Genomic DNA, 25,710 nt, shown 5'->3' on the forward strand with positions numbered 1-25,710 from the left:
TTGCAGCATGTCTAACGCCTTGCTTCCCCCTGCGCCGGACGCCGGGAAACCGCCGGCCGGCAAGCTTACGCCGCCGCGGCGCCGCGCACCGGGATCCCACCCGGCGGCGAAGGGGAAGGAGACGGAGCTGGGCCGCACTCGCCGCGCCCGGCGGATCAACCGCACCCTGGCGGCGGCGTTCCCGGACGCCCACGCGGAGCTGGACTTTTCCAACCCGCTCGAGCTGCTCGTTGCCACGGTGCTCTCGGCGCAGACGACCGACGTCCGCGTCAACCAGGTCACCCCGGCCCTGTTTGCCACCTACCGCACGGCGCAGGATTACGCGGCGGCAAACCAGGCGGAGGTAGAGGCGCTGATCCGCCCCACCGGGTTCTACCGCGCCAAGGCCTCCAACCTGATCGGGCTGGGGCAGAAGCTGGTCACGGACTTCGGCGGCGAGGTCCCGGTCGCGCTCGAGGACCTGGTCACGCTCCCTGGAGTGGGGCGCAAGACCGCGCACGTGGTGCGGGGCAACGTCTTTGGTAAGCCGGGGCTCACCGTGGATACGCACTTCCAGCGGCTCGTCGCGCGCCTAGCGCTGAGTGTGCAGCGCGACCCTGTGAAGATCGAGCGGGAGATTGCCCAAATCATCCCCGCGAGCGAGTGGACGATGTTCTCGCACCGGCTCATCTTCCACGGCCGGCGCGTCTGCCACGCGAAGAAGCCAGCGTGTGGCGCGTGCCCCATTGCGTTCGACTGCCCCGGCTTCGGCGCGGGGCCAACCGACCCGGAGGAGGCGGCGGCCCTGGTCACCGGGGAAGAGCGCGAGCACATCCTGGGCATGCTGGGTGATGCGCAGTGAGGTCGGGCAAGACCGCGGTCGTGGCCAGCGTGGTGGGCGCGCTGGTGGTCACCTGCTTCGTCGTCGCCGGCGCTGTAGCGCTGCTGCGCGGCGGCGGATCGGGTGATGAGGTGCGTGGGAAGGGGGAGACGGGGGCGTCGATAAGCGAGGAAGCGCCCGTGGCCCAGCGGCCCGACTGCGTGGCCGGTGGGGTCGGTGGCGTGGAGCTGCCGTGCCTGGGCGGCGCCGATGTGCCCGGAGAGCGCGCGGGTGTGACGGTAGTCAACGTGTGGGCCTGGTGGTGCGAGCCGTGCCGCACTGAGCTGCCCGTGCTCGAGCGCTACGCCGCGGACCACCCGGACGTGGAGGTCGTGGGCGTGCACGCGGACCGCCAGGCGGCGGCCGGGGCCGACCTGCTCAACGAGCTCGGCGTGGAGCTGCCCAGCTACCAGGACTCCGACAATAGTTTCGCGGGGCAGCTGGGTCTGCCCGGCGTCGTGCCCATCACGGTGGTGTTCCGCGACGGCGAGCAGGTGGGCACGCTCGCGCAGGCCTTCGAGTCCGAAGAGGCACTGGCCAGCGCCATCGACGGGGTGCTCCGGCGATGAGCGAGCGCAAGGAAGGGCAGCTTCTCGACGTCCCACTGCAGCCCCACAAGGCGCCCCGCTGGCTCGCGCCGCTGATCGACCGGATTCAACGCGGCACCTACCGCGAGGCGGTGCGCCCCCTCCTGCACGGGCGCACCGTGCCGGAGGACGCGGCGGACGAGGCCGCGGTGCTGATCCTGTTTACCGGGAACGCGGCGTCGGCGACCATCCCGGACGACGCGCACGTGCTTATCACCCACCGCACGCCGCGGATGCGGAGCCACTCGGGGCAGATGGCGTTTCCCGGCGGGCATATCGACGCCGGGGACCGCGGGCCCGTCGACGCGGCGCTGCGCGAGGCCTGGGAGGAGACCGGCCTCGAGCGTTCGCGCGTGACGCCGCTGGCCACGCTGCGCACCGTGACTACGGGCGGCAGCGGACTCCGGGTGCGGCCGGTGATTGCGTACGCGGAGCAGCCGGGCGAGACCTACGTGGCCAGCCCGTTTGAAACGGACGACGTCTTCTTCATCGCCGTGCGCGACCTGGTGGACCCCGCGAACCGGCTGCAGGTGGGGCTGGCCAATTTTGCCGGGCCCGCCTTCCGTGCCGGGTGTTACGTTGTGTGGGGCTTTACGGCTATTCTGCTCTCAATACTTTTGGAGCAAGCCGCGTGGGCCCGCGACTGGGACCGCACCTTGCGCGATTTGGACGAGGTGCTCGCCAACTCCGCCAACGGGGAGCCGCGGTACACGCGGTAGCCCCCGCGGACCGGCCCCGATGACGCCCCACAACACGAACCAGGAGACAGCAAAACAGTGACCGGATCAGCCATCGTGGACCTCGTCGCGGCGATTCTGGTGGTGGGCAGCTTCGCGGCGGGGTGGCGACGGGGCGTGCTGGCGTCCGTGTTCATCGCGGTGGGCAGCGTGGCCGGCTTGATTGTGGGGCTGCTCGCTGCCGCGTACACGCTCGACTTCTTCTCCGGCCGCGGGCTGCGCGTCATCATTTTCCTGGCGGTCGTGGTGTTCTTCGTCGGGCTGGGGAACTTGGCTGGCTCCGCGATTGGCGACGCCCTGCGCGGCGCCCAGCGGTGGCGCCCGGTGCGCGCGCTGGATTCCGTCGCGGGCGCGTTGCTGCAAGCGCTGGCCATGTCCCTGGCGCTGTGGCTGGTGTCGATCCCGCTGGTCAGCGCGCTTCCGGAGCCGCAGAGCGCCGCGCTGCGGGACTCGCGGGTGCTGCGCGGGATTGACGCCGCAACACCGGACGCATGGGCGCAGCTGCCCGCCAAGGCGGCCGCATTGCTGCACGACACGGGCCTGCCGCCGCTGGTCTCGCCGTTGAGCGCCGATGCGAAGCGTGAGGTGGACGCGCCGGACGAGTCGGTGGTGACCGGTGACCTGGTCGACCGCGTCCGACCGAGCGTCGTCCACGTCGTGGGTGACTCGGAGACCTGCCACCACCGCCTGATGGGCAGCGGCTTCGTCATCGCGGACGGCTACGTGCTGACCAACGCCCACGTGGTGGCGGGCACCCAGCTGGTCAACCTGGACACCGTGCTGGGCGTGAAGCACGCGGACGTCGTGCTCTACGACCCGGAGGTGGACATCGCCGTCCTTCACGCCCCCGAGCTGGGCCTGCCGGAGCTGACGTGGGCGCCGCGCGAGCTAAAGTCCGGCGATGACGCCGTGGTGATGGGCTTCCCCGAGTCCGGCCCCTTTGAGGCAGACGCGGTACGCGTGCGGACCCAGTTGGAGCTCAGCGGCCCGGACATTTACGCCACTGGCCGGGTGGAGCGCGGCGCGTACACGATCCGCGGCGACATCCGCCAGGGCAACTCCGGCGGGCCCATGTTTACCCCGGAGGGGCAGGTCGCGGGCATGATTTTCGGCACGGACGTGGACGTCGCGGACACCGGCTACGCCCTGACCGGCACGCAGCTCCGCGAGGTGATTGGCGACGTCGAGCGCCTCACCGACCCGGTGGACACGCAAACCTGCGCGGTCTAAAGCACCAGGAGTGCTATGACGCCAAGTGCTTCTCGACGCCCCGCACAAACGCCCCCGGATCCCCCGCGTAGGGCAGGGCGTGGAGGACGTGGTTGGCGCCGTTAGCTGGCGCGTGCCGCCGCAGGCGGTGCGTGGCGAGGATGTGGGGCAGCGCGTTATCGATGCGCAGCGCCGCAAGCCGGGTCGCGAGCGTTTCCGCTGGGTGATCGGGGTGCTTGGCGGCGCTGTCGGCCGCTGCCCGCGCGAGGGTGGCGTGAAACGCGCTGCGCCACGCGCGGTCCAGCGCGCCGGGCAGGTGTGTGGCGGTGGCGGCCGCGACGGGGGCGGGGAGGCGGCCGAGCCAGGCGGGGAGGTGCGGCTCGTTGGGGAGCGTGAGCACGCTGCGGACGAGCTGGGGCTGGGCCTGCTCGAGGGCGCGGGCGACCACGGCGCCGGTATCGGCGGCGACGAGGGCGGCATTCGCATGTCCCAGGGTGTGGATCACCCCGCCGAGGTCGCCGCGCAGGATGCGCAGCAGGTTGCCGCCGCGGTGGGCGGGCTTGTCAGACATGCCGAAGCCCCGCTGGTCCAGCGCGGCAACGTGGTAGCCGCGGCTGGCCAGCGGGGCGAGGGCGTAGCGGAAGTCGAACCAGCCGCCGTACGCGCCGTGGATGAGCAGGACCAGGGGGTCGGCGGAGTCGCCGGCCACGGCGGCGTGCAGGCGCACGCCGCGAGTGTGCAGCATGCGGTGCGCAAACTCCCCCGGCAGGTCAACGACCGAGGGTGGCGTCGGGGTCAGGCGGGGCATGCCCGGAGCGGCCCTGGAGGCGAAAAGCGCCTACTTGGTCACTGCCGTGGAGCCGGTGGTGTGCGCGGCGGAGGAGTACAGGCCGCTGGAATCCTTGGACAGGTTCTGCTGGGCCTGGCCCGGGCGCAGGTGCTTCAGCTCGCCGACGGACTCGATGGTCTTCTCCGGCGCCTTGATCTTCTTCACCTTCTGCAGGCCCATGAAGGCCAGGATGCCGGCGAGGGCGATCATGATGAGGAAGACGATGAGGAATGCCCAGCCGCGGTGCATCCAGGACGCGAGCATCTCCGCCAGGGCGAAGAAGGCGAAGAAGCTGGAGTACAGTGCGATGACGCCGGCCACGGCGAAGAGGCCGCCGCCCATGGCGCCCTTCTTGACCTCGCCGATGACCTCGGTCTTGGCCAGCTCGATCTCGCCGCGGACCAGGGTGGAAATCTGCTCCGTCGCGTTGGAGACCAGCGTGCCAATGGAATCCTTACCCGGCTGGGTGGTGTCGGCGTCGCGCAGCGGGATGGAGTCCACCTTGGCAGACACTGCCGTGGAACCGCTGGTGTACAGACCGTCTTTGCTCACTGTTTTTCAAACCTTCCTGCGAGTCGCCTACAAGGCGTGTGGCTACTGCTGCTCTCGCGCGTATACGTACACGTGTGATGCATTGTCCTCCACGACTTTAGCTATAGTCCAGCCTTCGTGCCTGTATTGGGGCCGGAAGGTCGACGAAACCGCTGCCGCGCAAGTTAGGATTTAAGCCTAAAACATCCTGTAAATGGTCCAAAATGCGCAGATTCTTTCACGGGTGTGAGCGCTGCGTGGGAAGGAATGTGGTGAAGGTCCTTAAGATCCTTGGCAAGGCGCTGGTTGCGCTCCTGGTTGTGCTCGTGCTCCTCGCGGCGGTGATTGTTGGGTTGCGCGCTTACAACCGGCACACCTACCCGTTCGCGAGCGTGGGGTCGTCTTCTGTTGTGGGGGAGGGGGATGGCGGGGCGTCGTTAAGCGTTGCCCCGATCCACGGGGACCAGATCGAAGGGTTCCACATCACGCCAGAGCGGAAGGCGCACCCGGGCGTGGTGGTTGTGTACGGCGGCTCCGAGGGCGGGGCGGACCGCTCTCGTGCCGAGTGGCTCGCGGGCGAGGGCTACGAGGTGCTCAGCATGTATTTCTTCGGGCAGGAGGGGCAGCAGCAGGGGCTCGCGGAGGTGCCGCTGGAGCAGTTTGATGAGGTCAGCACGCTTATCGACGCCACCGTGGACGGCGACGGGCCGGTGACGGTGGTGGGGACGTCGAAGGGCGCGGAGTTTGTGGAGCTGCTGGCGGCAAAGGGCTTCCGGGTGGACAACGTGGTCGCGTTCGTGCCCGCGAGCTATTCCTACTCCGGGCTGGTGTTCCAGCAGGCGGAGGAGTTGCCGTCGTTTACCTACAAGGGTGAGGCGGTGCCGTTCGCGTCGTTCCGCGCGGGGTCCATGGCGGCCGGGGCGAAGCAGATGTGGGACATGGTGACCGGCTACCCGGTGTCGTACCGCGCGACCTACGAGTCCGCGGCGGAAGCGGCACCGGAAGAGGCACGCATTGACCTTGCGCACTTCGGTGGGAACGTCCTGCTCTTCGCCGGCGAGGACGACCAGATGTGGCAGTCCGCGGACGCGGCGCGCGAGCTCGAGGCGCAGGGCGAGCGGGTGGAGGCCCACGTGTACCCGGACGCCGGGCACATCTTCTTTGCGCACGCGGAGGAGCTGCCGGACGGCTGGCAGATCATGCTCGGGGGTACTCCGGAGGGTAACCGCGCCGCGGACGAGGACTCGCGGGCCGTGTTGCTGGAGCGCCTCGACCAGTGGCACGGGAGGCAGTAGCTACTCGAGCTCCTCGGGCGGGGGCTAGGCGGAGCGGCCGTCGCGCATGATCGCGCGGGTGACCAGCGTACCGACGACCGCGAGCGCCGTGATCCCGGCGATGACGCCCGCGCCGATGCCCACCTCGCGCGCGTTGGGCATCTGGATGAGCGGCTCCGGGTTCTTGAACGTGCGGATCTCCCAGCCAGACGACATGGCGTGCTTGCGCAGGGCGCGGTCCGGATTGACGGCCACGGGGTTGCCCACGGCCGCGAGCATCGGGATGTCCGTGGCGGAATCGGAATAGGCGTAGCAGCGCGCGAGTTCGTAGCCGTGCTCGCGGGCGAATGTTTCCACGGCCGCCGCTTTGGCCTCGCCCTTGAGGTACTGGGTGATTGTGCCGGTGAGCTTGCCGTCTTCCACCTCCACCTCGGTGGCTACGACGGTGTCCACGCCGAGCTCGGCGGCGATCGGCTCGACGAGGATGTCCGCGGAGGCGGAGATGATGATGACGTCGTGGCCCGCCGCGCGGTGCTGCTCGATCAGCTCGCGCGCCTCGCGGTAGATCGCGGGCGTGACCACGTTGTGCATCGTTTCGGTGGTGATGCGCCGCACTTCGTCCACGTCCCAGCCCTTGACCAGCTGTGCGAGTTGGTCGCGCGAGGCGTCCATCTGCTCGCTGGAGTGGCCGACGAGCATGTAGGAGGCCTTGGACAGGTAGAGGTCGAGCGCCTCCTGGCGGGTGATCAGGCCGTTGTTGAGGAACTCTTTGCCAAAGGCGTAGGCAGACGAGGTCGCGATGATCGTCTTGTCCAGGTCGAAGAATGCCGCCACCGGCGCGCGAGTTGCCATGTGCTTCATTCTAACGAGCCAACCTCAGCGCCTGGCGTGTAAATGCTGAGGCGCGTGTGAGTGATGGGACTGGGTTATCCACAGATTGGTTATTTTGGATGCGATCGCGGCCCGGGTTATCCACAGATGTATCCAACCCCTTGCACGTTGATGTTGCGCCTGAAATGCTTGCAGCATGACGCAAACAAAAGTACCGAATTCTCGCGCCGGCCGCCCCATCATCGTCGCGGTGGACGACCCGCTCCTCCACCCAGAGGTAACCCACCTCGCCGCAGCCGCTGGCCACGCCATCGTGGACGTTGCCGACCCCACCACGCTGCCGCAATACGTGGCGCGTGCGTTCGCAGTGCTTGTCGACGCCACCTGGGCCCCACACCTCCCTCCACCCCGAGCCGACAACGTGTTCATTGTCAGCGGCAGCCTCGCCGACGCCTCCGCGTCCCCGGACGCCTTCGTCCTGCCGGCGCAGGCCGGCGACCTCCTCGTCGCGCTCGGCCGTTGCGCACAGGCGAGCCAGCACAGCGGCGGCGGGCGCACGATCGCCGTGCTCGGCGCGGGCGGTGGCGTCGGCGCATCCGTCCTCGCCTGTGCGCTCGCCGAGGTGGGCGGGAACGCCACGCTCATCGACGCACACCGGCTCTCCGGCGGACTCGATCTCCTCCTCGGCGTCGAGGAGCGGCCGGGCGCGCGCTGGGGCGAGATCGTGCTGGGCGATGGTGCCGTAGCGCGCACCGACGTGCGCCGCGCCCTGCCCTCCACCGCTTCCGGCACCGCGGTCCTCACGTTTGCGCGCAGCACCGTCGCGGATCCGTTCCGGGTCACCACGGCGGAGCTGGAGAGGCTCTGCCGCGCTGTGGGCGGCGAGGGCCTGACCGTCCTCGACGTCCCCATCGACCTGCTCCCGGCGGCGTGCGACCTGGCCGTCATCGTCGTGACGCCGACGGTGCGCTCCGTCTGCGCGGCGCAGACGATCGCGCTGGAGTGCAACGCCGCCGGCGTCGAGCACGTGCTGGTCCTCCGCGACTCCCCCTGGCAGGGCATCGACGACGACGGCGTTGTCGCAGTGACCCGCTCGCGGATCTGCCACCGCCTGCCCACGCTGCACCGGCTGCCGCGCTCGATCGAGAGCGCTGGGCTCCCGGCGCGTCTGCCCAAGCCCCTGCGCAAGGCGGCCGACGCGGTGCTCGCGGAGGTGGCGTGATGGATGCCAACGACGTACTCGCGCGCGTACAGCGCCGCCTTGCGGACGAGCCCGCGCCCCCGTCGCCCGCACGGCTGGTGGACATCATCCGCGACGAGGCGGTGGTGATTAGCGACCTCGATGTGCTCGCGCTCATGCGCAAGCTCCGCGACGACACCACCGGAGCCGGCCCGCTCGAACCGCTGCTGGCGGCCGGCGATGTGACGGATATTTGCGTCAACGGCCCGTCCGAGGTCTACGTCGACCGTGGCCGCGGCCTCGAGCTGGCGGAGACCACCTTCGACTCGGAGGCGGACGTGCGTGCTCTGGCCACGCGCCTCGCGCTGAGCTGCGGGCGCAGGCTCGACGACGCACAGCCATACTGCGACGGGCACCTCACCCGCGACGACGGCACGCTCTTACGCTTCCACGCGATCCTCGCCCCAACGGCGCAGGTGGGCACCTGTTTGTCGCTGCGCGTGCTGCGCACCGCCACCGCCTCGCTCGCGGACCTGGTGGCGGGCGGCTCCCTCGATCAGGAGCGCGCCGACCTGCTGCGCGCGCTGGTGGCGCAGCGCAAGGCGATCCTGGTGGTGGGCGGCACCGGCTCCGGCAAGACGACACTTCTGTCGGCCCTGCTTGCAGAGGCCGCCCCCACCGAGCGCATCATCGCCATCGAGGACACGCTCGAGCTGACCCCGCACCACCCGCACGTGCTCAACCTGACCACGCGCGCCGCCAACGCCGAGGGTGCCGGCGCGATCACGATCGCGGACCTGGTGCGCCAGGCACTGCGCATGCGGCCGGACCGCATCGTGGTCGGCGAGATCCGCGGTGCCGAGGTCGTGGATCTCCTCGCCGCGCTCAACACGGGCCACGACGGCGGCGCGGGCACCCTCCACGCCAACTCCATCCACGAGGTCCCCGCCCGGCTGGAGGCGCTCGCGGCCCTCGGCGGTCTGGACCGCGCCGGGCTGCACTCGCAGCTCGCCGCAGCCGTGGACGCCGTGGTGGTGGTCCGCCGCGGCCCCGACGGCACCCGCTACGTGCATCAGATCGGCGTGCTGGAGGGCCAGCCCGTCACTGCGCGTGTGGTGTGGGACAGCGAGCGCGGCCCCGCCGCCGGCTACAAGGAGCTGGCAGCATGAACCCACTGCTCATCGCCGCCGCGGCAACCGCGCTCCCCGCCCCCGCTCCCTCCGCCCGCCTGGGCGCACTCACGCGCAACGTGCAACGCTTCTCGACGCCACGCCTCCACTCCACACTCTGCATCGCCGGCATCGCGCTCGCGCTCGGCCTGGTCGCCGCCAAACGGGTCAGCGTGGTCCTCGCGGCAGTCATGGCCGGGGCGACCGTCGTTGACCTCATCGTCCAGCGCCGGGAGCAGCGGCAGCGCGCCAAGGGCGCGGCCGTGACCGCCGATTTTCTCGGCCACGTGGTGGCCAACCTGGACGCCGGGGCCCCGCTGCCGCGCGCCTGCGTGACCGCCGCCGAGCGCCTGCCCGAAACCGCGCCGGCCCCACTCGCGCGCGACATCCACCGGCTGGTCCACCACATCCGGCTCGGGCACTCTGCCGCGCAGATCGAGGTGCCCACGTCGCAGCCGGAGCTGGCACGCATGGTCACGCTGTGGCGGCTTGCAACCGGGCGCGGGATCCCCGTCGCCCAGCTGCTGCGCGCCGCGCGCGACGAGCTCGACCACGCCGAGCGGCACCGGGCCGCGACAACCGCGGCGCTGGCCGGGCCGCGCACCACGGCCATGGTGCTCGCCGCGTTGCCGCTCGCCGGGATGCTCATGGGCGCCGCGATGGGGGCGAACCCCGTCGGGCTGCTGACCTCCGGCGGCATAGGTGGGGTACTCCTCGTCGTCGGCACCGCCTTGGTATGCGCGGGCACGGTCGTGTCCCGGGTGATTATCGAAAGGGCGGCGCAATGATCCTGCTTCTCGCATCACTGTTCCTCGCGGCCGCGCTCGCCCTGCCCCGGGTCCAGCCGTTGCTGCGGCTGCGCGTCGCTCCCGGCGCGGGTTCGAAGACCCCGCGGGATGGTCCCCACGGGGAAGTGCCGGGTATCGACGCCCACCGCAGCGCAGCCGACATCACGCTCTTCGCGGCATGCTGCGAGGCCGGGCTCCCGCTCGCCGGCGCCGCCGCCGCTGTTGCTGAAACTTACGGCGACACCGGCGGAGGCAATGCACGCGCGAGCCCTTGGCATACCGTCGCTGCGCTGACGGCGCTCGGGGTGAGCCCCGAGCGCGCCTGGTCAGAGCTCCATAGCGTCCCAGGTGGCGCGGAGCTCGCCGGGCTTGTTGCCCTCTCCAACTCCTCGGGGTCCGCCATCGTGGCGGGCTGCGAGCGCATCGTCACCAAGCTCCGTGCTGAAGCTGCCGACGAGGCGAGCGCCAAAGCGGAACGGGCGGGCGTCCTCATCGCGATCCCGCTTACCGCCTGCTTCCTCCCGGCATTCTTCGTCCTCGGGCTTGCACCGGCGGTGCTCAGCTTGGGGTCGGCGATCTTGCACTAACTATCCACTCCGAAAATCAACGACCACTCTCAACCAACGAAGGGAACACAAATACTATGAATACGATCAACTCTGCTACCATCATGGGCGCTCAGAAGCTGCGCGGTTACACCGAGAAAATCGCTGTAAAAATACGCGATGACCAGGGGATGTCGACTATCGAATATGCGTTTGGGTCACTCGCGGCGGCCGCGCTCGCCGGAGTGCTCTACCTCGTGGTGAACGGCGACGGTGTGACCTCTGCAATTGAGGGCGTGATTACCGACGCACTCACGAACACCCCGGGCTAATGACCACGATCGAGACAGCGCTCTCGCTGTCCGCACTTGTCACCGTCGCGGCTGCCATCGTTGCCGGCATCGCCACCATCGCCGCCTACATCACGGCGGTGGATACGGCCGGGGCGGCGGCGCGCGCCCACGCGATCGGGGTGGAGTTCGCCCCGCCGCGCGGCAGCGTCGATGTCACCGAGTCCGGCGGGGTCGTCACGGTGACCGCGCGGGTCCCGGCGGCGGTGGGGCAGATGCAGGCAACCGCGCTGTTCCCCGTCGAGCACACCGCAGGGGAACGTTAATGGGCTGGCTCCGGAGACTCCGCAGCGAGGAAGGCTCGGCGACGGTCACCTCGGCGGGCATCATCACCGCGGTGATCGCGCTGGCGCTCGCCGTAGCCGCGGTCGGCGCGCGCGTCGTGGACCACCACCGCGCGCAGGTCGCCGCCGACCTCGCTGCCGTTTCCGGGGCGACGGCGCTCTACACGGGTGCGCCCGCCTGCGAGGCCGCCGAGCGCACCGCGACGCTCAACTCTGCGGCCGCAGAGTGGTGCGAGGCGGACACCGGCGACGTCACCGTCCGTGCCCGGATCGGGCGCGCCGAAGCTACTGCCCGGGCTGGCCCGGCTGAGGAGGAACGTCCCCGGCAGTCATGGTGACCAGGGCGCCCAGCAGCTTCAGCGCAGCGTGCTTGTTCAGAGGCTGGTTCCCGTTGCCGCACTTCGGGGACTGCACGCAGGACGGGCATCCGGACTCGCAGGGGCAGGCGCGCACCGCCTCGAACGTCGCGGTGATCCACTCGTGGAAGCGGGCGAAGCCTTCGTCGGCGAAGCCCGCGCCGCCCGGGTGGCCGTCGTAGACAAACACCGTGGGCAGCATGGTGTCCGGGTGCAGCGCCGTGGACACGCCGCCGATGTCCCACCTGTCGCAGGTGGCCAGCAGCGGCAACAGTCCGATGGCTGCGTGCTCTGCGGCGTGCAGCGCGCCGGGGACGTCGCCCGCCGAGATCCCCAGCTCGTCGAGAACCAACGGGTCGATGGTGTAGGCCACCGCCCGGGTGATCAGCGTCTGCTCGGGGAGGTCGAGCGGGATGTGCTCGGACACGGTGCCGTCGGCAAGCCGCACGACGTAGCCGGTGACCCGGTCGGTCACCTCGACGTCGACGTTGGCCACCCACAGGCCCGGGGAGAGGTGGACGCGCGCGGAGGCGTCGCCCAGGATCGCGATGTCCGTGGTGGAACGCGCCTGCGTGGAGTAGTCGGGCGTCTCGGGTGCCACCAGCGCCACGTAGCCGTCAAGGTCTAACTCCTGGACCACGAAGGACTCGCCCTGGTGCAGGTAGACGGCGCCGTCGTGGACCTGCGTGGCGGCCCGCGCGGCGTCCACGGTGCCCAGTAGCCGGCCGTCCGTCGCGTCCACGATGAGGACCTCCTCCCCGGTGCCGCCGCGCAGGGACACGACGGAGTGCGCGGTCTCCGGGGTGAGCTCACCCTCCAGTTGCGGGGTGGCGAACCAGCCGCGGGGGCGGCGTCGTAAATAGCCCTCCCGCTCGAGCTCCTCGACGACCTCGTGCGCGCCAAACGCGTCCACGTCCGCGTGCGACAGCGGCCGTTCGACAGCGGCGCAATAGACGTGTCCGCGCAGGATGTACGGGTTCTGCGGGTTGAACACCGAGGACTCCACCGGGCGGCCCAGCAGTGCGTCCGGATGGTGGACCAGGTAGGTGTCCATCGGCTCGTCGCGGGCGACCATGACCACCACGGAAGCCTGGCCGCGGCGCCCGGCGCGCCCCGCCTGCTGGCGGAACGAGGCGACCGTCCCCGGGAAACCGGCCATGACCACCGCGTCGAGGCCGCCGACGTCAATGCCCAGCTCAAGCGCGTTCGTGGTGGCGAGGCCGAGGAGGTCGCCCTCGTCCAGCGCGCGCTCCAGCTTGCGACGATCCTCCGCCAGGTAGCCAGCGCGGTAGGACGCCACCCGGCCCGCCATGTCGGCGCGGCCCGCCACGACCAGGTCCTCCTGCGCACGCAGCGCGACCGTCTCCGCGGCGCGGCGCGAGCGCACGAAGGTAAGCGTGCGCGCGCCCTCCTGCATCAGCGTCGACATGATGGACGCTGCTTCGGTGGAGGCGGCGTAGCGCACGGGCGCACCGTTTTCGCCTTCCGCGCCCTCGATGAATCCGGGCTCCCACAGCGCGATCGTGCGGGAACCGGTCGGCGCGGTGTCCTCGGTGATGGCGGTGACGCTGCGGCCGCAGAGCCGAGACGCCTGCCCGGCCGGGTCCGCGGCGGTTGCGGAGGCGAACACCACGACCGGGTGCGACCCGTACGCGGCGGCGATGCGCAGCAGGCGGCGCAGGACGAGGGACACGTTGGCGCCGAAGACGCCGCGGTAGGTGTGGCACTCGTCCACCACCACGAAGCGGAGCTGGCGCAAGAAGCGCGCCCACCGGGGGTGCGCGCCGAGCAGCCCAGCGTGCAGCATGTCGGGGTTGGAGAAGACGAAGCGGGACGCCTCGCGGATTCCGGCCCGGGCCTCGGTGGGGGTGTCGCCGTCGTACGGGGCGGGGTGGACGCCGGAGAGCTGGGGAATCTGCGACGTCATCCGCAGCGTCGCCTGGAGCTGGTCCGAGCCCAGCGCCTTAGTGGGGGTGAGGTAGAGGGCGCACGCCTTGGGGTCCTCGGCAAGCGCGGTGAGGATGGGCAGCTGGTAACCGAGCGACTTTCCGGAGGAGGTGCCCGTGGCGATGACGGTGTCGTTGCCGTCGCGCACCGACTGCGCGCACTGGGCCTGGTGGGTGTAGGGGGCGGTGACGGAGGCGTCGATAAGCACTTGCTTCAGCTCGGGGAGCACCCACGCTGGCCACGGAGCGAACTGCGCGGGCGAAGCGGGGACGTCTTCCACGTGCGTGATGGTGGAGCTGCCGAAACGGCGGCGCAGGAGCTCGATGAGTTCTGCGCCGAGCGACGGTGGGGGTGCGGGGGTATGAGTCATTCCATATGAAGTATGCCACTCGCTATGCCAAAGTATGCGATTCGTGGCACACTAGAGCACGGTCACAGATTTTGTGTGCGCCCTCCAAAGGTGCTCGCGAGGATCGTTGACGCGGGTGCCAGGAACCCCGAGATGGTCCTGGTGGACGACCAAACATATCTCACTCAAGTTTTACGTGAAAGGTTTCACCATGGCTACCGGAACTGTTAAGTGGTTCAACGCAGAAAAGGGCTTCGGCTTCATCGCACCGGACGACGGCTCCTCCGACGTCTTCGTGCACTACTCCGAGATCCAGGGCTCCGGCTTCCGCACCCTGGAGGAGAACCAGCAGGTCGAGTTCGAGGTGGGCGAGGGCGCCAAGGGCCCGCAGGCCCAGCAGGTGCGCGCGCTGTAAGCCCGCATTCCAAAGAGACCCCGCTGCCGGTGACCCCGGAAGCGGGGTATTTTTGGGCCCGCTGCCCGGTCTGGTGGGGTGTGCGGGCGGGGTGCGCGGGTGAAACGGCAAAATGTGTGGGGTGGGGTGGGGTTTGGCCTGTTTGACGAGGGCAGGGTGACGAAGACGCGGACCTTTCGTCGTATCCTCGTCATCCAGGTCTCGTCATCTGGGCGTCGAGAGCGCTGTTGCCGCCGTCGCCGCGGGCTGGCCGCCCTGTTTCCCGACGAGAGCGAGCGCGGGCGCCCCTCCCTACAGCCCTACACCCCTACAGCGAGGACTCGCCGCGGCGCTCGTCGCGCCAGTCGAACAGCTTGCCCTGCAGCTTCTGGATGCCAAAGCCGACGAGCGAGCCGAGCAGCACGCCGACAACCATGCCGAGCAGCGGGAAATCTGAGAACAGCGCGCCGCCGGCGTAGCCGATGCACACGGAGAGGATGGCCCAGACGATGACGCCGATCGTGTCGTAGATGACGAAGGCGAACCAGTTAAAGCGCACCGAGCCGAGCACGATCGTGGCTACCCAGCGGGCCCAGGGGATGAAGCGGGCGACGATGATGGTGGCGCCCGCGCCGCGGTTCATGTTGCGGCGCACCCAGAGGATCGCCTGGCCGGCCTTGGACTCTGCGTCGAGCCGCTCGACAAAACCGATGAGGCGGCCGCCGAGGGCGAAGCAGATGTTATCGCCGATCACGCCGCCGATGATCGCGGCGACGATCACGGCCGTCGCATCGGGCACGCCCTGCGAGCCGGCGAAGGCCCCGGCCAGGTTCAGCACGGACTCGGACGGGACGATCGGCGCGAGGGCGTCGGCGACGATGAGCACCGTGACGAGGGGGTAGAACATTGGGGTGCCCATGAGCATGTGGAGGAAGTTGATGAACGGGTCGAACATCTCCATGGGGTTCCTCCTCTCAAACACCTGGTCACGGGCTTGCCGCAGCGGCGCGATGGGCGCGGTGCTGCCGTATGCTCCCCGCCACGATACGCGCATGCGCCGGGGACTGCGAGATCTCGGGTCTGCTACAAATGTTGGTGTTTGAGATTCGGCGTTTAGGCGCGCCCGCCGGGTGTGTGCATATACTGCGAGAAAGCGCATGTATCGCATCAGTACATATATATAGGTGCGAATCGAGTAAATAGAGCGAGGTGTCACAAAGCGTGGCGGGAAACGGCAAAACCCTGGTCATCGTGGAGTCGGCGACGAAGGCGAAGAAGATCCAGAAGTACCTGGGCAACGACTACATCGTCGAGGCGTCCGTCGGCCACATCCGTGACCTGCCGGGCCGCGCCGCCGACATCCCCGCGAAGTACAAGAAGGAGCCGTGGGCGAAGCTGGGCGTGAACCCGGAGGCGGGATTCTCGCCGATCTACGTGGTCAGCCCGGACAAGAAGAAGAAGGTCGCTGACCTGCGCGCCAAGCTCAAGGAGTCGGACAAGCTGCTGCTCGCCACAGACCCCGACCGCGAGGGCGAAGCGATCGCCTGGCACCTGCTGGAAACGCTGAAGCCCAAGGTGCCGGTGGAGCGCATGGTGTTCAACGAGATCACCGAGTCCGCCATCCGCGAGGCCGCCGAAAACACCCGCGAGCTGGACATGGACCTGGTGGAGGCGCAGGAGACCCGCCGCATCCTCGACCGCCTGTACGGCTACGAGGTGTCGCCGGTGCTGTGGAAGAAGGTCATGCCGCGCCTGTCCGCCGGCCGCGTCCAGTCCGTGGCCACCCGCGTCATCGTGGAGCGGGAGCGCGAGCGCATGGCGTTCATCGCCGCCGAGTACTGGGACATCACCGCGTCGCTCCTGCCACAGCAGGGCGAGAAGACCGAGTTCGACGCGAAGTTGGCCACGCTCGACGGGCAGCGCGTGGCGCAGGGCCGCGACTTTGATGATCGGGGGCGGCTGAAGGGGGAGGCGGTGGTCGTCGATAAGCAAAAGGCCAATTCGCTAGCCGACGGCCTCCGCGACCGCCCCATGCGCGTCACCGCAGTGGAGGAAAAGCCGTACACCCGCCGCCCGCACGCGCCGTTTATGACCTCGACCCTGCAGCAAGAGGCGGGGCGCAAGCTGCACTTCACGTCCGCGCGCACGATGCGCATCGCGCAGCGCCTGTACGAAAACGGCCACATTACGTATATGCGTACGGACTCGACCTCCCTGTCCAAGCAGGGCCTGCAGGCCGCGCGCTCCGCGGCAACCGAACTGTACGGCGACAGCTTCGTCTCCAAGTCCCCGCGCACCTACGACCGTAAGGTGAAGAACTCGCAGGAGGCGCACGAGGCGATCCGCCCCGCCGGTGAGCGCTTCGCCACCCCCGGCCAGCTCGGCGGGTCGCTGGACGCGGAGGAGTTCAAGCTCTACGAGCTGATCTGGCAGCGCACCGTGGCCTCGCAGATGGCGGACGCGCGCGGCAACTCCACCAAGGTCACCGTCGCCGGCGAGGCGGAAAGCGGCGAGCGCGCCGAGTTCACCGCCACCGGTCGCACCATCACCTTCCCGGGCTGGCTGCGCGCGTACTCCGATACGAACGACAAGGAGACGCACCTGCCGCAGCTGGCCAAGGGTGACGCGCTGGACGCGACGAAGCTCAGCGCCGATGAGCACACCACCAACCCGCCGTCGCGCTACAACGAGGCCAGCCTGGTCAAGAAGATGGAGGACCTGGGCATCGGCCGCCCCTCCACCTACGCCAGCATCATCAAGACCATCCAGGACCGCGGTTACGTGGTTACCCGCGGCAACGCGCTCGTGCCCACCTGGGTGGCGTTCTCCGTCATCGGGCTCATGGAGAACAACTTCGACGCGCTGGTGGACTACGACTTCACCTCCTCCATGGAGGACGAGCTGGATGAGATCGCGCACGGCAACGAGGACCGCACCGAGTGGCTCACCGGCTTCTACTTCGGCGACGCCGAGGCGGACGAGAATATGGCCGAGGCAGTCGCGCGTCGCGGCGGGCTCAAGCACATCATCGAGGCCAACCTGGAAAGCATCGACGCGCGCCAGGTGAACTCGCTCAAGCTCTTCGAGGACGCCGAGGGCCGCGACATCAACGTGCGCGTCGGCCGCTACGGCCCATACATCGAGCGCCAGGTGGGCGTGACCGCCGACGGCGAGCCGGACTACCAGCGCGCCAACCTGCCGGAGGCCTCCACCCCGGACGGCATCACGCTCGAGATGGCGGAGAAGCTCTTCGCCACCCCGCAGTCCGGCCGCGAGCTGGGGGAGAACCCGGCCAACGGCCGCACCGTGGTGGCCAAGGAGGGCCGCTACGGCCCGTACGTCACCGAGCTTGTGCGTGACGACGAGCGCGCCACCGCCGAGGCCCACGCCGAGGAGGTCATCGCGGCCGAGCGCGCCGAGGAGGACGCCCAGCGCGCCGAGGAGGGCAAGCGCAAGAAGAACTGGGAGACCAAGACGGCGGCGAAGCAGAAAGAAAAGCGCCTGGCCGAGTTGGTGGACGAGCAGCTCAAGCCCGCCACGGCGTCCCTGTTCCAGGACATGGAGCCGGCCTCGGTCACGCTCGAAGAAGCGCTGAAGCTGCTGAGCCTCCCGCGCGAGGTGGGCACGGACCCGGCAGACGGCGAGGTCATCACCGCGCAGAACGGCCGCTACGGCCCGTACCTGAAGAAGGGCACGGACTCGCGCTCTCTGGCCAGCGAGGACCAAATCTTCAGCATCACCCTCGACGAAGCCCGCCGCATCTACGCGGAGCCGAAGCGCCGCGGCCGCGCCGCCGCGAAGCCACCGCTGAAGATGCTCGGCGACAACGATGTCTCCGGCAAGCCCATGACCATCAAGGACGGCCGCTTCGGCCCGTACGTCACCGACGGTGAGACCAACGCGTCGCTGCAGCGCGGCGACACCCCGGAGACGGTCACCGACCAGCGCGCAAACGAGCTGCTCTCCGCCCGCCGTGCCCGCGAGGCTGAGGAGGGCCCGAAGAAGGCCACCAAGAAGAAGGCCACGAAGAAGAAGGCCACGAAGAAGAAGGCCACCAAGAAAAAGGCGACCAAGCGCGCGAAGAAGACGGTGAAGAAGCCCACGCAGACCACCAAGCGCGTGGTCAAGGCCGGCTCCAGGAAGAAGTAGATGCTCACCCGCACGCTCCGAGGCGCCGAGGCGCTTATCGACGCCCTGCTTCCCCACACCAACCCCACCCCAGCCCGCCTCGCGTGGGCCGGGTGCGCGGACGCCGCCGGCATCGCCCACCTCGCAGGTTCGCGCAGGGCCGCACTGGCCGCCGAGCCCGCCTCCCGCGTCGCGCTCGCAGCGCTCCCGCTGCACCGGGAGGGTGCACGCGGCGCTGCCTCCGGCGCCGACGCTGTCCTGACCTGCGCCGTCCTGGCCTCCGCCGTCGCCGCCTTCGAGCAGCACCGCGCCCCGACGCGCCCGTCGGCGCTCGGCGTTGCGGCCCTGGTCGGCGCGCAGGCCGGCTATATCCCGCGGCTCGTGCAGCGCGGCGCGACGGTGGGGAAGCGCGGCGCCGCTGCGGCCGCTGGTGTCGTCGCCGCTGGTGGTGTGGTCGCGGCCCGGGCGGACCGCCGCCTGCTGCCCGCCACGCTGCTCGGCGGCGCGGCCGTGGTGGCGACGGCCGCGCTGGCGAACGACCCCGCCTTCCGCGCCGATGCGAACGCGACCACCATCGACCCGGCCCGGGAGGGGTTAAGCCACGGTGCGAATCTGCTCGTCGCCGCCGAGGGGCTGCGCCTGCTCACCACCTCCGGCGTGGCGGCCCGGGTGTGCCGCGCCGCGGGCCTCCCGGCGTGGCTTGGCGAGCGCGGCACGCGCGCCGCGGTCTCCTGGGCGGGGTCGATCGGCCAGCTGCTGCTCGTCCACGGGCTCACTGCGCCGGACCGACAGTGACAGATTTCCTTGGCGCGGGGGTGCGGGGAGGGCGCGACCTGGGGCAATAGGGTTGAACGCGGGAAATTTTACGCACTCTCGTCATTTAGGAGGCCACTGGGGGCCCAGCATCCCCCAAGCAACAACCTGCCTAGTACCGGTCCGCCATGGTGGACCGCACTGGGCGCGCGAGCTGCGTCATCTTGTTGCGGCCGCGCAGCTCGACCGACTTCATGAGGGTCCAGCGCTGCTGCTCGACCTCGTTGGCGGCGCGCAGGGTTGATGCGTTGGTGAGCACCCGGCCCTGGACGCCCTTGGCCAGCTCGGTGAGGCGGGCGGCGGCGTTGACGGCGTCGCCAATCACGGTGTACTCGAAGCGGTCGTGGCCGCCGATGTGGCCCGCCACGACGTGGCCGGAGGCGACGCCCACGCCGGCTTCGAGCTCCAGCCCGCCGAGCTCCTGGCGGAGTTCCCGGGCTGCTTGGAGGGCGTGCGAGGTGGCGTCGTGAAGCGAAACTGGGGCCCCGAAGACGGCGAGCGCCGCATCGCCCTGGAACTTGTTGATCACGCCCTTGTTGCGGTGGACGACCTCGACGACGATTTCGAAGAACTTGTTCAGCGCCGCGACGACCTCCTCGGGGGTGTGGTCGACGGCAAAGGTGGTGGAGCCGACGACGTCGACAAACACGACGGCGACCTTGCGGTCCTCGCCGCCCAGCTCCGGCTTTTCCTCGAGTGCCTTCTGGGCGACCTCGCTGCCCACGTAGCGGCCGAAGATGTCGCGGACGCGCTGGCGTTCGCGCAAGCCCCGCATCATCTCGTTGAACCCGGCCTGGAGGACGCCGATTTCGGAGCCGTCGTAAATGTCCACCTGTGTATTCGTCTCGCCGCGGCGCACGCTGTTGATGGCGTCCTGCAGCTCCTTGATTGGGTCGACCACGCTCATGATCACAAACGCGGTGCCGAACGCGCCCGTGACCAGGGCGGAGATGGCGAGCGCGAAGACGGCTGGCCCGAGCTCGCCCGGGGTATCGGTGAAGAAGCCGCGCGCCTGCGCGACAAAGAGCAGCACGATGCCCAGGATCGGCACCGCGGAGGTGGTGAACCACGTCATGTACAGGCGCTGCTTGATCGGCGGCTCCAGCGTGGAGTCCTCGAAGCGGCGCGCGAGCGCGGTGGCGGCGATCGGCCGCACGAGGCGCTCAGCCTGCAGGTAGGTGAGCACGGCGGTCACGAAGCAGGCCATCGACGTGGCGATGAAGATGACCAGCGCAAACGGGCCACTCGTGCGCGCGGTGATTACGGCGAGGATGGCGATACCGATGAGCCACACCACCACCACGATCATCGTCTGCAACACCGGCAGGCGAAGCACCAGGTGGCGCACCATGTTGGGGTCGTGGTCCTCGGGGCTTCGCTGCCACTCCAGCACGGGCCGGAAGAGGAAGAACGTGACCACCATGCCCACGATCACGGCGAACACCACGTACACCAGCCCGATCAGGCCGAGCGTGGAGCTGTGCAGCGCCAGTTCATCGGCCTCCGGCATGGGGATGAAGTACCTGATGAACAGCATGATTGCGGCGGCGCCGAGCACGTTGGTGCCAAGCACGGTTGCGGCGTACAGGGGCCATGAGGTGCCCCACACCCAACGCAGTCCGTGCCAGAATCTCTCCATGACCTATCACCTTAGCGTTCATCGTGGTTGTGGGGGCGAACTAGTAGGCTAGAGCAGCGTGACTCAGCCAGCCAATCCACGCAGCGTCGCAGAGCGCCTCGCCGACGCACCCCACGTGCGCGACGTCATCTTGTCCGCCGCGGCGTCTGCGCGCGAGCAGTTGCTTATCGACGCCCCCGCGGACCAATACGCAATGACCCACTCCTGGCTGTTCACGGGCCCGCCGGGCTCAGGGCGCTCGCAGGCCGCGATGGCGTTCGCCGCAGCGCTGGTGTGCACGGACCCACACGAGGTAGGCTGCGGCCGCTGCGCCGGGTGCCGCGACGCGCTGGCGGACCAGCACGCCGACGTGGTGCACGTGGTGCCCAAGGAACTGATCATCAAAACCGAGTACATCCGGGACATCGTGGCGCAGGCGGCCCGAATGCCCACGGTGGCCTCGCACCGCGTCCTGATCATCGAGAACGCGGATCGCCTCCACCCGGCCGCCGCGGACGCCCTGCTCAAGACGGTGGAGGAGCCGCCGGAGCGCACCGTGATCATCATGCTTGCGCCGTCGACGGACCCCGAGGACTTCTCGCAAACCCTGCGCTCTCGCTGCAGGCACCTCTATATCCCGTCGCCGTCCGAGTCGGAGCTCGTGCGCATCCTCATCGACGAGGAGGGCGCGAGCGAACACGACGCGCGCCTGGCCGCGGCGACCTCGCTGCGCCACGTGGGCCGCGCGCGCCTGCTGGTGCGCAACCCGGACATCCAGCAGCGCCGCGCCCGCGCGATCAACCTGGCCGAGCTGATTTTCCACGGCGCGCAGGCGTTCCAAGCAGTGGGGTCGCTGGTCAAGGCGACGGAGAAAGAAGCTGTCGACGCCTACGCAGAGGAAGATGCCGTCGAGCGCGCCAAACTCGAGCAGGCTCTGGGCATGGGCGCGAAGGGGAAGGGCGCGGCGAAGGCGCTGCGCGGGGCGGCCAGCTCCATCAAGGAGCTTGAGTCGCGGCAGAAAGCGCGCGGCACCCGGCGCAAGCGCGACGTCTTCGACCTGGTCCTGGTGGACCTCGCCGGCGTGTACCGGGATGCGCTGGTGGTGCAGTCGGGTGCCGACGTCCCGCTGACGCACCCCGACTTCGAGCCACTCGCCCGCGAGGTAGCGGACCGCGTGCCCGCCGCCGGCCTGGTCGCCTGCCAGGACGCGATCGCGCAGTGTCGCGCCCGCCTGCACCAGTCCGTGACACCGACCGTGGCGTTCAACGGCATGATCGGACACCTGCGCATCGCCTGCGGCGTGCGCTGACCTGCTGGTTTATTATTTGCTGGTTTCTGCACTACAATCACTTTCCGGTACAGCGTCACTTTGTGCGTTGTCCGGCCGCCTTAGCTCAGTCGGCAGAGCGTTTCACTCGTAATGAAAAGGTCGCGAGTTCGATTCTCGCAGGCGGCTCCACCAAAGACACCCTTTCACCTGCAATAACGGTGAAAGGGTGTCTTTGAATTTTATGCCGCTTCGCTCTCTGTGGCTACATTTTGGCTACGTACGTAGAGAGCTTAAAGCGATTGGGCGACATCGTCGAGCGCATCGGGAAACAGGTCGGAGTAAACATCGAGCGTCACGGCTGCGCTCTCGTGGCCCAGGAGGCGTTGCACAGCTTTTACAGACGCACCAGAGGCAATTGCCATGCTGGCGCAAGTGTGGCGTAGAGCGTGAGGGCGAATCTCTGGCAAGCCGTATTCGGCTTGTGCCTTTTCTAGGCCAGGAATAAACACCCGTTTCCGGTAGTTGTTGGTCTGCAGTCGCGCTCCTCCTGGGGACGTGAATAGCGGGGCGTTGTTTGAACGGTTGGCTACTAGTTCTCCGAGCTGTTTGCCTAGGAACTCGGGTACGGGAACTTGGCGCTTTGAACACAACAAGCATCGCTACGGTTACCGGCGAGTGCTCGTTGACCTGCGCAACCAAGGCTGGGTGGTCAACCACAAACTTGTCTTTAAACTCATGCGCGAGATGGGTCTTCGCGCCAAGATCCGCCAGCGCAGGCCCTATGTTTCCTACACCGGGACGATCAGCCGCATCGCTGACAACACACTTGACCGCAATTTCACCCCGGACAAGCCAAACACCGTCTTTGTCAGCGACGTCACCGAGTTCAGGGTCGCAGGTCGCAAGGTATATCTGTCACCGGTGATGGATTTGTTCGACCGCACAATCGTTGCCCACACTGTAGCTACCTCGCCGTCGACAGCGTTTACCTCCGCCTCGTTGACCAAAGCGATCGTGGCGTGTGCACCTGAGACTGGGTGGATGATGCACACTGATCAAGGCTTCCAGTATCAGCACGCCTCCTGGCGCGAGCTGATCCACGACAACGGCGGTGTTCAGTCGATGTCACGGAAAGCTAACTGTTACGACAACGCAGTAATGGAAAATTTCTTCGGGCACTTGAAAGCGGAGATGTACCACGGTGAAGTCTTCGATACCGTCGAGGAGTTCACCCAAGCTATCGATGAGTACATCGAGTGGTACAACACCGAACGCATCCAACAACGACTTAAGGGCCTGACCCCGATGCAATATCGGAATCAGACCCTTGAAGCCCTAACCGCCTAGAGTTAAACCAGTCCAACTTTCGGGGGCTAGTTCACTAAACCCCGTTGGAGGGGGTCTTGCTATAGTTATTTACTATGGATATTGCGGGTGTAGCGGTTAAGAGCTTTTTCTCCATGGTGGAGAAAATTGTCGGCTTCTCGATAACAGCAATATGTAACAGGGACAATGTCAACTTGTTCTCGATACGCGGCGAGGTGGGGGAGACCGCAAGGCGTAGGTATATCCAGGTGATTCTTGAAAATCGAGGAAAGAACGTGGTGACAGTGGGGCCACTGTTAATGGTCTCGAAAGGCTTGGGGGGACGCCCATATTCTCTAGAATCTCTTGATTACAACTATTTTCCTCGGCGTAACGACGGTAACCAGATTGGAGTGAAGCCGTATGATTTCCTAAGGGCTGCGGTCCCGTATCATGTGATTATCGAGGCCGCGATTCAACTCGGTGTTCCACTTGATGATTTGAGGTTCATTGTGAGAGTCAACAAGTCGTCTCGGCAGTGTCGTCTTCCTAAGCGAGAGGCTGAAATAATTCGGCGCTACAATGTTTACGACGCTGATTTGTGAGGCGGACTATGCAGGAAAAGTGCACCTGTCAGCTTGGACGCTTTTTCCCTTGTATTGTACGAAAAGGGTCTTGCTATGTTTAACGTATGATTCATACCCTCGCCCAGGCTGCGGTCACAGTGACGGAAACCGTGACTAACGCGCCATCCCCAACCGTTCCAGTGGAGATTATTAAGCAACCATCGAGTGGCTGGGAGGCGAAAGATGTCACGGCTTCAATAATTTCGGGTTTATCTTCAGTCATCTCTATTGTAGCGGTCTATTTTTCCTTGAAATCTTGGAAAATGCAAGGCCCCGTGGCCAAAATTAGATTTCAGGAGTACTCCCCCGAGTTGGGTACTTGGCTCTCGATTTCAAACGTTGGACGTGAGACTGGTTTACTTGAAAGGATCTGTGTCAGTGCAGCTAAAGAGTACGATTGGTGTGTGCTGGCGATTAACGATTTCTCGTTTGCGGACGAGCCGGATAATTGCAAGATGTTGACGCCAGGGGAATTTATTTCGGGGGAAATACCAATTAGGGATTTTGCCCTTGCAATGGAAGATTCAGATTCGCCACTTAGGAAGATTGGCATCCAAGTTAGGTTTGCGGGAGAAGAGCGAAAAATCAAGCTTCCCAGAAAAGTTCGAAAGAAGCTTAAACCGTATGTACTGAAGGACAGGCAAGAGGTTAAAAAAATTCGAGCCAAACACAACGTAATAAAATAACTATAAGAGTAACTTAATTCCTTTTTAAAGAAAGGGGTGACCTAATGTTTGGGGATTACTGTTATCGACTTTGGAGTGACGCTGGCGAGTGGGGCTTCTCAAGATTACAAATGCGTCTTGTTAGGTAGAATTTGAATATGCATCAGTACTGCTGGCGGATGAAGCTGACGACTTTTGTGCAGCATTTTTTGGCGCTTGTATCTTTCAGTAGAGGAGCTAGCGGACTACATCACGGACCATGCGGAGGCCTGGGACGGCCTGGACCCCAGGGAGGTCAACGTGAGTGAGGTTTATGCGGCGCTCCACGAGGGGGAATAGGACCTCGTCAGCTTAAAGGTGCAAGGGAAGTCGAAAACGCTAGCTCAGAAATCTGGACCGTTAGGGGGGGGGGGGGCAGAGTTTCGTAATTTTTCCCCAGAGAAGCTATACCAGACAGTGCAGATGCCTGGCTACGTTTTGGCTACGCTTCTCTACGAAAGCGGGCGAATGGACGAGAAGTAACCCGGTGATGGTTTTGTGCTTGGCCTGGGCTTTCGTGGGTGGACGAGGTTGTTAGATGGTTGGCCTGGGCTTTAAAAATAGTCCGTAATGAAAAGGTCGCGAGTTCGATTCTCGCAGGCAGCTCCACAAAACCCCAGCTAGAACACAGTTTTAGCTGGAGTTTTCCCGTCACTTCGGCGCGCCGGGTTGTCCCCGGTTATGGTGGACACCCCCGAGATGAATTCAGGGAGAAATATGATCTATGTGGTCTTTGGCGCAGCGGTCGCGCTATTCATCTCCTTATGCATCATGGCAATGGGGTACCTCGTCCACCTTTCAGTGAAGCGAAAGGTGCTTTCTCCATTCCGTTTCTTAGTCGTGATGGTTTTACTAGCCCCGGTTTTTCTGATCTACGACATACTCAACGATGAGATGTGTAGCGGACTTTTCAATTATGCGGTCAGCGGTTACTTAATTACCACAGTCATTATCGGATCTCTAGGGCGCATCATCGCGGATGGCTCCAGTGAAGCGCGGGAATAGCCATTCACGGACTGCGCTCTTG

The 25,710-nt window shown here is 66.9% G+C and carries 27 protein-coding genes, 1 tRNA gene and 1 pseudogene; 22 read left to right on the forward strand and 7 right to left on the reverse strand.

Annotation, left to right across the window (positions count from 1 at the left end; all coding sequences use genetic code 11):
• The first annotated feature begins 7 nt into the window (after window positions 1–7).
• From nth to CKJ82_RS10890, 4 genes are read left to right on the forward strand one after another with little or no spacing between them, the layout of a single operon-like run.
• Window positions 8–841, forward strand: a complete 834-nt coding sequence (gene nth / locus CKJ82_RS10875; protein ID WP_095538157.1) for an endonuclease III — start codon at window positions 8–10, stop codon at window positions 839–841.
• Window positions 838–1,428, forward strand: a complete 591-nt coding sequence (locus CKJ82_RS10880) for a TlpA family protein disulfide reductase (protein WP_095538158.1) — start codon at window positions 838–840, stop codon at window positions 1,426–1,428. The genes nth and CKJ82_RS10880 overlap by 4 nt, the downstream gene beginning before the upstream one ends.
• Window positions 1,425–2,165 (forward strand): NUDIX hydrolase, encoded by a 741-nt coding sequence (locus CKJ82_RS10885; RefSeq protein ID WP_095538159.1) that lies wholly within the window; start codon window positions 1,425–1,427, stop codon window positions 2,163–2,165. The genes CKJ82_RS10880 and CKJ82_RS10885 overlap by 4 nt, the downstream gene beginning before the upstream one ends.
• Window positions 2,166–2,222: 57 nt before the next feature.
• A complete protein-coding gene (locus tag CKJ82_RS10890) occupies window positions 2,223–3,413 on the forward strand; it encodes a MarP family serine protease (RefSeq protein ID WP_095538160.1) in 1,191 nt (396 codons plus the stop codon).
• A 13-nt stretch (window positions 3,414–3,426) separates the two neighbouring features.
• On the opposite strand, the gene CKJ82_RS10895 is transcribed toward CKJ82_RS10890, so the two are convergent.
• Both CKJ82_RS10895 and CKJ82_RS10900 read right to left on the reverse strand, forming a co-directional pair.
• Window positions 3,427–4,200, reverse strand: coding sequence for an alpha/beta fold hydrolase (locus CKJ82_RS10895; protein WP_095538161.1), 774 nt, complete (start codon window positions 4,198–4,200; stop codon window positions 3,427–3,429).
• A 30-nt stretch (window positions 4,201–4,230) separates the two neighbouring features.
• Complete coding sequence (locus CKJ82_RS10900) at window positions 4,231–4,773, reverse strand: phage holin family protein (RefSeq protein ID WP_095275193.1); 543 nt, start codon at window positions 4,771–4,773, stop codon at window positions 4,231–4,233.
• Between the two features lie 251 nt (window positions 4,774–5,024).
• Between CKJ82_RS10900 and CKJ82_RS10905 the strand changes: the two genes are divergently transcribed.
• Window positions 5,025–6,047: a dienelactone hydrolase family protein gene (locus tag CKJ82_RS10905; RefSeq protein WP_205691408.1), complete on the forward strand. Its 1,023-nt coding sequence runs from the start codon at window positions 5,025–5,027 to the stop codon at window positions 6,045–6,047.
• Window positions 6,048–6,071: 24 nt separating this feature from the next.
• Here CKJ82_RS10905 and CKJ82_RS10910 read toward each other — a convergent pair whose 3' ends face one another.
• Window positions 6,072–6,878 carry an HAD family hydrolase gene (locus CKJ82_RS10910; RefSeq protein ID WP_233125657.1) on the reverse strand — a complete coding sequence of 269 codons (807 nt, stop codon included), beginning with the start codon at window positions 6,876–6,878 and terminating at the stop codon, window positions 6,072–6,074.
• Between the two features lie 175 nt (window positions 6,879–7,053).
• Here CKJ82_RS10910 and ssd point away from each other — a divergent pair, with 175 nt between their 5' ends.
• The 7 genes from ssd to CKJ82_RS10945 all read left to right on the forward strand — a co-directional run bounded on the left by ssd (window position 7,054) and on the right by CKJ82_RS10945 (window position 11,511).
• Window positions 7,054–8,079, forward strand: coding sequence for a septum site-determining protein Ssd (gene ssd / locus CKJ82_RS10915; RefSeq protein ID WP_095538164.1), 1,026 nt, complete (start codon window positions 7,054–7,056; stop codon window positions 8,077–8,079).
• Window positions 8,079–9,206, forward strand: a complete 1,128-nt coding sequence (locus CKJ82_RS10920) for a TadA family conjugal transfer-associated ATPase (RefSeq protein ID WP_095538165.1) — start codon at window positions 8,079–8,081, stop codon at window positions 9,204–9,206. Before ssd ends, CKJ82_RS10920 begins: the two co-directional genes overlap by 1 nt.
• Entirely contained in the window at window positions 9,203–9,994 is a 792-nt protein-coding gene (locus tag CKJ82_RS10925) for a type II secretion system F family protein (RefSeq protein WP_095538166.1), read from the forward strand. The genes CKJ82_RS10920 and CKJ82_RS10925 overlap by 4 nt, the downstream gene beginning before the upstream one ends.
• A complete protein-coding gene (locus CKJ82_RS10930) occupies window positions 9,991–10,581 on the forward strand; it encodes a type II secretion system F family protein (RefSeq protein WP_095538167.1) in 591 nt (196 codons plus the stop codon). The genes CKJ82_RS10925 and CKJ82_RS10930 overlap by 4 nt, the downstream gene beginning before the upstream one ends.
• 83 nt (window positions 10,582–10,664) lie before the next feature.
• The gene (locus CKJ82_RS10935) at window positions 10,665–10,871 is read left to right on the forward strand and encodes a DUF4244 domain-containing protein (protein ID WP_095538178.1); all 207 of its coding nucleotides are present in this window, start codon (window positions 10,665–10,667) and stop codon (window positions 10,869–10,871) included.
• Window positions 10,871–11,155: a hypothetical protein gene (locus CKJ82_RS10940; protein WP_095535944.1), complete on the forward strand. Its 285-nt coding sequence runs from the start codon at window positions 10,871–10,873 to the stop codon at window positions 11,153–11,155. The genes CKJ82_RS10935 and CKJ82_RS10940 overlap by 1 nt, the downstream gene beginning before the upstream one ends.
• Window positions 11,155–11,511, forward strand: coding sequence for an Rv3654c family TadE-like protein (locus CKJ82_RS10945; protein WP_095538168.1), 357 nt, complete (start codon window positions 11,155–11,157; stop codon window positions 11,509–11,511). The genes CKJ82_RS10940 and CKJ82_RS10945 overlap by 1 nt, the downstream gene beginning before the upstream one ends.
• On the opposite strand, the gene CKJ82_RS10950 is transcribed toward CKJ82_RS10945, so the two are convergent.
• Window positions 11,459–13,846: a DNA 3'-5' helicase SftH gene (locus CKJ82_RS10950; RefSeq protein WP_095538169.1), complete on the reverse strand. Its 2,388-nt coding sequence runs from the start codon at window positions 13,844–13,846 to the stop codon at window positions 11,459–11,461. The two genes, CKJ82_RS10945 and CKJ82_RS10950, sit on opposite strands and share 53 nt — an antisense overlap.
• Window positions 13,847–14,036: 190 nt before the next feature.
• On the opposite strand from CKJ82_RS10950, the gene CKJ82_RS10955 reads away from it, so the two are divergent.
• Window positions 14,037–14,240, forward strand: a complete 204-nt coding sequence (locus CKJ82_RS10955; RefSeq protein WP_034996968.1) for a cold-shock protein — start codon at window positions 14,037–14,039, stop codon at window positions 14,238–14,240.
• A 307-nt stretch (window positions 14,241–14,547) separates the two neighbouring features.
• On the opposite strand, the gene CKJ82_RS10960 is transcribed toward CKJ82_RS10955, so the two are convergent.
• Window positions 14,548–15,180: a DedA family protein gene (locus CKJ82_RS10960; RefSeq protein WP_338063604.1), complete on the reverse strand. Its 633-nt coding sequence runs from the start codon at window positions 15,178–15,180 to the stop codon at window positions 14,548–14,550.
• Between the two features lie 260 nt (window positions 15,181–15,440).
• Here CKJ82_RS10960 and topA point away from each other — a divergent pair, with 260 nt between their 5' ends.
• Together topA and CKJ82_RS10970 are read left to right on the forward strand one after the other, a co-directional pair.
• Window positions 15,441–18,368 carry a type I DNA topoisomerase gene (gene topA / locus CKJ82_RS10965; RefSeq protein ID WP_165765431.1) on the forward strand — a complete coding sequence of 976 codons (2,928 nt, stop codon included), beginning with the start codon at window positions 15,441–15,443 and terminating at the stop codon, window positions 18,366–18,368.
• Window positions 18,369–19,142, forward strand: coding sequence for a hypothetical protein (locus CKJ82_RS10970; RefSeq protein ID WP_095538171.1), 774 nt, complete (start codon window positions 18,369–18,371; stop codon window positions 19,140–19,142).
• 130 nt (window positions 19,143–19,272) lie between these two features.
• On the opposite strand, the gene CKJ82_RS10975 is transcribed toward CKJ82_RS10970, so the two are convergent.
• A complete protein-coding gene (locus CKJ82_RS10975; protein WP_095538172.1) occupies window positions 19,273–20,799 on the reverse strand; it encodes an adenylate/guanylate cyclase domain-containing protein in 1,527 nt (508 codons plus the stop codon).
• 58 nt (window positions 20,800–20,857) lie between these two features.
• Between CKJ82_RS10975 and CKJ82_RS10980 the strand changes: the two genes are divergently transcribed.
• Both CKJ82_RS10980 and CKJ82_RS10985 read left to right on the forward strand, forming a co-directional pair.
• Window positions 20,858–22,087, forward strand: a complete 1,230-nt coding sequence (locus tag CKJ82_RS10980) for a DNA polymerase III subunit delta' (protein ID WP_095538173.1) — start codon at window positions 20,858–20,860, stop codon at window positions 22,085–22,087.
• 74 nt (window positions 22,088–22,161) lie between these two features.
• Window positions 22,162–22,237 (forward strand) — tRNA-Thr (locus CKJ82_RS10985).
• Window positions 22,238–22,338: 101 nt separating this feature from the next.
• On the opposite strand, the gene CKJ82_RS10990 is transcribed toward CKJ82_RS10985, so the two are convergent.
• Window positions 22,339–22,701 carry a tyrosine-type recombinase/integrase gene (locus tag CKJ82_RS10990; protein ID WP_095538180.1) on the reverse strand — a complete coding sequence of 121 codons (363 nt, stop codon included), beginning with the start codon at window positions 22,699–22,701 and terminating at the stop codon, window positions 22,339–22,341.
• On the opposite strand from CKJ82_RS10990, the pseudogene CKJ82_RS10995 reads away from it, so the two are divergent.
• The 5 genes and pseudogenes from CKJ82_RS10995 to CKJ82_RS11000 all read left to right on the forward strand — a co-directional run.
• A pseudogene (locus CKJ82_RS10995) lies at window positions 22,688–23,395 on the forward strand (IS3 family transposase); the annotation flags it as partial. The gene CKJ82_RS10990 and the pseudogene CKJ82_RS10995 overlap by 14 nt on opposite strands.
• A 74-nt stretch (window positions 23,396–23,469) precedes the next feature.
• On the forward strand, window positions 23,470–23,958 hold the full coding sequence (locus CKJ82_RS11705) for a hypothetical protein (protein WP_133064073.1): 489 nt from the start codon (window positions 23,470–23,472) through the stop codon (window positions 23,956–23,958).
• An 86-nt stretch (window positions 23,959–24,044) separates the two neighbouring features.
• Window positions 24,045–24,665, forward strand: a complete 621-nt coding sequence (locus CKJ82_RS11710) for a hypothetical protein (RefSeq protein ID WP_133064074.1) — start codon at window positions 24,045–24,047, stop codon at window positions 24,663–24,665.
• Between the two features lie 195 nt (window positions 24,666–24,860).
• Window positions 24,861–24,983, forward strand: coding sequence for a hypothetical protein (locus CKJ82_RS12110; RefSeq protein ID WP_276291595.1), 123 nt, complete (start codon window positions 24,861–24,863; stop codon window positions 24,981–24,983).
• A 417-nt stretch (window positions 24,984–25,400) separates the two neighbouring features.
• Entirely contained in the window at window positions 25,401–25,688 is a 288-nt protein-coding gene (locus CKJ82_RS11000; protein WP_095538174.1) for a hypothetical protein, read from the forward strand.
• Window positions 25,689–25,710: the final 22 nt, after the last annotated feature.

The organism is Corynebacterium gottingense (genome assembly GCF_002285125.1).
GTDB lineage: Bacteria > Actinomycetota > Actinomycetes > Mycobacteriales > Mycobacteriaceae > Corynebacterium > Corynebacterium gottingense.